The following is a 4,941-nucleotide window of genomic DNA, read 5'->3' on the forward strand; positions in this document are numbered from 1 at the left end:
ATCTCCGCCGATGGCAGTATCATGATCTTCACTTCAAGAAGACCATTCACTGAAAAAGAAATAAAAAAAGGGAAAGAAGGAAAGGAAAATGTGTATTCCTCCATATCGAAGAAAACTAAATGGCAAGCCGCTGAGGCGCTATCGGTGGCCATCAATGAGCCCGATCGCTTCAACTCCGCTATCGCTATTTCCAACGACGGTCAGCATCTGCTGCTATACCGGGACGACATCAATGCCAACGGGGATATCTGGGAATCATTTCTGAAAGGAACCGAATGGAGTGAGCCAACCAAAATGCCTGAGCAGATCAATTCCTCAAAGCACGAATCATCTGCAAGTATTTCCCCCGATGGAAACACGATCTATTTTGTGAGTGAACGCGAGGGTGGACTCGGGGGAAGAGACATATGGTATTGCACCAAAGATAAAAAAGGCGGAGGCTGGTGGAAAGCGCAAAACATCGGGCCGGAGATTAACTCCACCGGTAGTGAAGAAGGAGTATTCATTCACCCCGATGGAAAAACATTGTATTTCAGCTCTACCGGACATGGCGGTAAGGGCCAGTATGATATTTTTAAAAGTGTTTTCGAAAAAGGCAAATGGAGCAAGCCCGAAAATCTCGGAGAACCTATCAATACACCAGAAAATGATCTGTTCTTTGTAATGATGGCCAATGGAAAGACCGCATATTATTCGTCTACCTTTCACAAGGACAATGTGGGGAAAAAGGATGTCTATGAGATCAGTTTTATTCCGCAAAAAAAAGAAAAACCCAAAGGACCTTCTTTAACACTTCTTAAAGGTACCGTAACCGATTCCCTTACTGGGAAACCAATTGAAGCCCGCATTGAGATATCCGACAATCAAAAGAACGAACGGGTAACGGAGCTCCACTCCAATGCCGCTTCGGGAAATTACCTTGTGTCGTTACCCTCCGGAAAAAATTACAATATAACGGTGAATGCGGATGGTTATTTGTTTTATTCAGCCAACATCAACATATCATCAGATACGGCAGCTTACAAAGAAATTATCCGCAATATCAAACTCAATAAAATTGAAGTGGGAAACAAAGTTGTGCTCAACAATATTTTCTTTGATTATGATAAAGCATCACTCCGCTCAGAATCCTACATTGAACTGAGTAACCTGCTGAACCTGATGACGGTTAATCCAAAACTCAAAATAGAGATCTCCGGTCATACCGACAACAAAGGCAGCGCTGTATATAACAAGAATCTGTCGGAAAGCCGCGCGCAATCGGTTGTTTCCTATTTAATAAGCAAAGGCACCGAGATCGACCGGCTGAACTTTGCCGGGTATGGTTTTCAATTCCCTGTCGCCACCAATGATACCGATGAAGGAAGACAGCTGAACAGAAGGGTGGAGTTTAAGGTGTTAAGCAAGTAATTTCAACCTATTTATATAGCATAATAAAATCTTGCTCTCCTTTTATTTTGGATACTTCTTCATTTTTTCACATCTCCTCATTGATTTTATACATGTTTTAAGTCAATATACCTCCACTTTCCCATTATTTAAATTTTTAATGTTATTTTGTATCAGGGAAGAAATATATTCTACTTCTCTTGCATACAGACTAATGAAAAAAAGCCGCTCTCTCTCAACATTATTTGTTCTGTTTACTCTCTTTTGCGTGGCACAAAATAGCGGCGAAATGGCCCGACTGTTGAATGAGGTGAAAAATGCTTCCTATTATGATTCAGTGAAATTATTCAAGGCGGGAGAAACAGCTTTGCGTGAAGCAAATGAAACTTCAAATATTGGGGCTTTAGCTGAAATGCACCTGTATTACGGGAATTATTTTTTTTACATCCGTAAGCTTGATAAAGCAAAAGGGTACTATGAGCAGTCGTTAAAGGAATCTACAGATTCAAAAGACTCGCATTTTGAAATCCTCGCACAGGCCCGCCTAGCTTATCTGGAATATCAAAAAGGAAACCATATTCAATCAGAAAGAGTTTTTTATGAATTACTGGAGAGGTCTAAAAAACTGAATGATCATGATAATGTTGCTGAATTATTGAATTTACATGGAATTATAAGCGAAGAGAAAAATGATCTGCAGGCAGCCGCTAAATTCTATCTTGAAGGATTAACCTTTTCAGAAAGCCATAATTTGAAGTATTACCCGGCCGTTTTCAGAAATAATCTTGGAATAATCAAACTCAATACCGGCCAGATAAAGGAAGCCATGGCTGACTTTACAGATGGACTGGTCATCGCCGAAAGAGAGAATAACAAGCGGCTTGCCAGTCACATTCAGATAAATATGTGTTTGGGTTATGTAATGGATAATAAACCAGAAGAAGCAAACCGCCTTTTCCCCAAAGTTCTCGAATACTCAAAGGAGAACAATCTACCTGAAGAACTTGCAAGTAATTACGTGACCATCGGCTCCACTTTTACCAATACCGGAAAAGATGAGATTGCAATTGCGTATTATGATTCCGCCATATCCGTTCTTCAGAAAAATAATTTAAGCGGCCCTCTGGCCGAGACCCTCATAGGGAAAGCGGATGTCCTTATTAAAATGAAAAAGACCGACGAAGTAAATGCTCTACTCAAAAAAATAGAAGCGCTTGCGATGCATACCAATGACTTAGCGGCTATTTCACGTTGTCATTTCATAGCCTATCAAATAGAACTGAGCAAAGAAAATTACAAAAATGCACTGGCAAATTATGTAAAATATTCAACTCTCAAAGACAGTGCGGCCACAAAAATGAACAACAAGATCATTGAAGAACTTCAGTTCAATTACAGGGTTCAGCAAAAAGAAACTGAACTGGAAAAAGAGCGCTCAAGATCAATACTTCTTGAAAAGAGCAACCAGCAGGAAAAATTCATGAAGCGGGCTTCTATCGCGATCGCGGTAATAATACTTGTTTTGATCGCAATCCTGTTTTATCTTGGATACTCCAGGAATATCAGGAAAAAGCAGGCCCAGTTCAGCAGGCAATTGATCCAGAACATTGAGGAAGAACGGCAAAGAATTGCGATGGACCTGCATGATGATATCGGCCAGTCACTTTCCATCATCAAATCAAAACTGATCAACGGAAAGCAGCATGATCAGGCCGGTGCTCCGAATGAATTAGAAGGCGATATTGGAAAAGTAATTGAAAAAACACGTGAAATATCGAAGAGCCTGTTCCCTTCCAGTCTTGCAAAAATAGGACTGACAAGGTTAACAGCGATGTTAATGGAAAATATTCAGTCGACCACAGGTTTGGAATGCAGTTTTGAAATAACAGAAAATGTACACCATTTGCCCCTGACTATTCAAACTCATATTTTCCGGATCATCCAGGAATGTACAAACAATACAATAAAACATTCAGGTGCAACAGGTCTTAAGATATCTATAACAGAAGATAGTAATGAATTTATACTCATGTACCAGGATAATGGTAAAGGAATAAAAATTAAAACAAACAACCACGGAATAGGCCTGGAAGCGATACACGAAAGAGCTAAAATAATTAACGGTTCTGTTGATATTGACGAAAAAGCTGAGAAGGGATTCAAATTAATTCTTAGATTTAAGTCGGTAAAAACAGAACAGCATGAAGTTATTAATAGCCGATGATCATCCCATATTCCGTAAAGGCCTGAAAGATCTTCTCCAGGGACACTTCAAAGACAGCAGGATCATTGAATGCGAGAACGGCAAGGAGGCTATCGATAATATTAAAACAGAAAAACCAGATATATCCATTCTTGATATTAATATGCCGGAATTTAACGGCATTGAGGTCTCGAACATGGTTCTGAAAGAAAATTTATTCACCAAAGTCATTATTTTGACAATGTACAAGGATAAAGAAATGGTACGAAAAGCTATGAATTCAGGAGCCTGCGGTTATTTGTTAAAGGATTTTGCCGTAAACGAGATCATTGAATGTATAAAAAAAGTTTCGGAGGATGGAAAATATATAGGGCGCGAATTACAGGCCTATTACTCTGATTTTGATGAAGAGGATAAGAAAAAAAGAGAACTGAAACAGATCCTTAAAAAGTTTAGTCAAACCGAATTTAAAACATTGAAACTTGTAAGCCAAAACAAGTCGTCCAAAGAGATCGCCGAACTTTTATTCCTTTCCGAAAAAACAGTTGAGAATTACCGGTCAAAGATCTGTCAGAAACTGGGCTTGCCGCCACGCAACAATAGTCTTTTGATATGGATAAGCGAGAACAAAGAACTTCTTTCTTCTATAAGTGAGTTTTAGTCCTTAGTATTCAAAAAAACTCCGTTCATCGTGTTTTACACAAAACGGAGTTTAACATGTTCGTACCCTATTGATCCGTACCATCAGTCTTCCGACCCTCATCACTACTCCAACTCCATTCACCCCGGCAACGCTCCGACATGTGTTTGCGGAACTTCTCACGTTCTTCAGGAGTCAGGTTAGCCATTTTCTCTTCAATACGATGTTTCCAGTGATGGCCCCTGTGCCCGCATCCGCAATGTCCTCCACCCCACCCACCTTTAAACCCGCCAAACAACATTTTAGCTAGGATAAATAATCCGAACGCTTGTACAAATGTTATATGGGGACCATTGAACAGTTCAGGTACCAGCCAGTTCCACAGAAACATCAGTATATATCCCATTAACAGGGCGCCTGCTGCTGCGAGCAAAGCAAATTTAATTCCCTTTAATATGTACCATTTTTTCATTTTGATATTTTTTCATTACTGTTTTGATGTATATATATAACGTTCTTTGAAAGTATTGTTATTATTGAGTTACAGGGCTTTTAGTTGCTAAGACGATTGAAATTGATTCAGCATTTTTTGAGTATAATATGCTCAAAATCAGCGCTAAATGAATCAAGGTAAATATGTTTTTTCGCAGTTGACCGATCTTTTATCACAAACAAGTTTTCAATCATGCGTGAATCGTTATAATGGAAA

General features: G+C 39.3%; 5 protein-coding genes. 4 read left to right on the top strand and 1 reads right to left on the bottom strand.

Features of this window, described 5'->3' with window-relative positions; all coding sequences use genetic code 11:
- The 3 genes from HYU69_15790 to HYU69_15800 all read left to right on the top strand — a co-directional run.
- Positions 1–1,410, top strand: a 1,410-nt coding sequence (locus tag HYU69_15790) for a PD40 domain-containing protein (GenBank protein ID MBI2271803.1), incomplete at its 5' end; no start/stop codon positions are given.
- Between the two features lie 268 nt (positions 1,411–1,678).
- A complete protein-coding gene (locus HYU69_15795) occupies positions 1,679–3,613 on the top strand; it encodes a hypothetical protein (protein MBI2271804.1) in 1,935 nt (644 codons plus the stop codon).
- A complete protein-coding gene (locus HYU69_15800) occupies positions 3,591–4,253 on the top strand; it encodes a response regulator transcription factor (protein ID MBI2271805.1) in 663 nt (220 codons plus the stop codon). The genes HYU69_15795 and HYU69_15800 overlap by 23 nt, the downstream gene beginning before the upstream one ends.
- Before the next feature lie 67 nt (positions 4,254–4,320).
- Here the strand turns inward: HYU69_15800 and HYU69_15805 are convergent, their stop codons facing one another.
- Positions 4,321–4,704: a hypothetical protein gene (locus HYU69_15805; GenBank protein MBI2271806.1), complete on the bottom strand. Its 384-nt coding sequence runs from the start codon at positions 4,702–4,704 to the stop codon at positions 4,321–4,323.
- 148 nt (positions 4,705–4,852) lie between these two features.
- Between HYU69_15805 and HYU69_15810 the strand changes: the two genes are divergently transcribed.
- The coding region (locus tag HYU69_15810) for a DUF4372 domain-containing protein (GenBank protein ID MBI2271807.1) at positions 4,853–4,941 on the top strand (89 nt) is incomplete at its 3' end.

The organism is Bacteroidota bacterium (genome assembly GCA_016183775.1).
In the GTDB taxonomy this organism is placed as follows: Bacteria; Bacteroidota; Bacteroidia; order JABDFU01; family JABDFU01; genus JABDFU01.

Bases quoted from the DNA above. Each gene is read 5' to 3' on its own strand.
- HYU69_15795 (MBI2271804.1), top strand. From the start codon at position 1,679: ATGGCCCGACTGTTGAATGAGGTGAAAAATGCTTCCTATTATGATTCA.
- HYU69_15800 (MBI2271805.1), top strand. From the start codon at position 3,591: ATGAAGTTATTAATAGCCGATGATCATCCCATATTCCGTAAAGGCCTG.
- HYU69_15805 (MBI2271806.1), bottom strand. From the start codon at position 4,704: ATGAAAAAATGGTACATATTAAAGGGAATTAAATTTGCTTTGCTCGCA.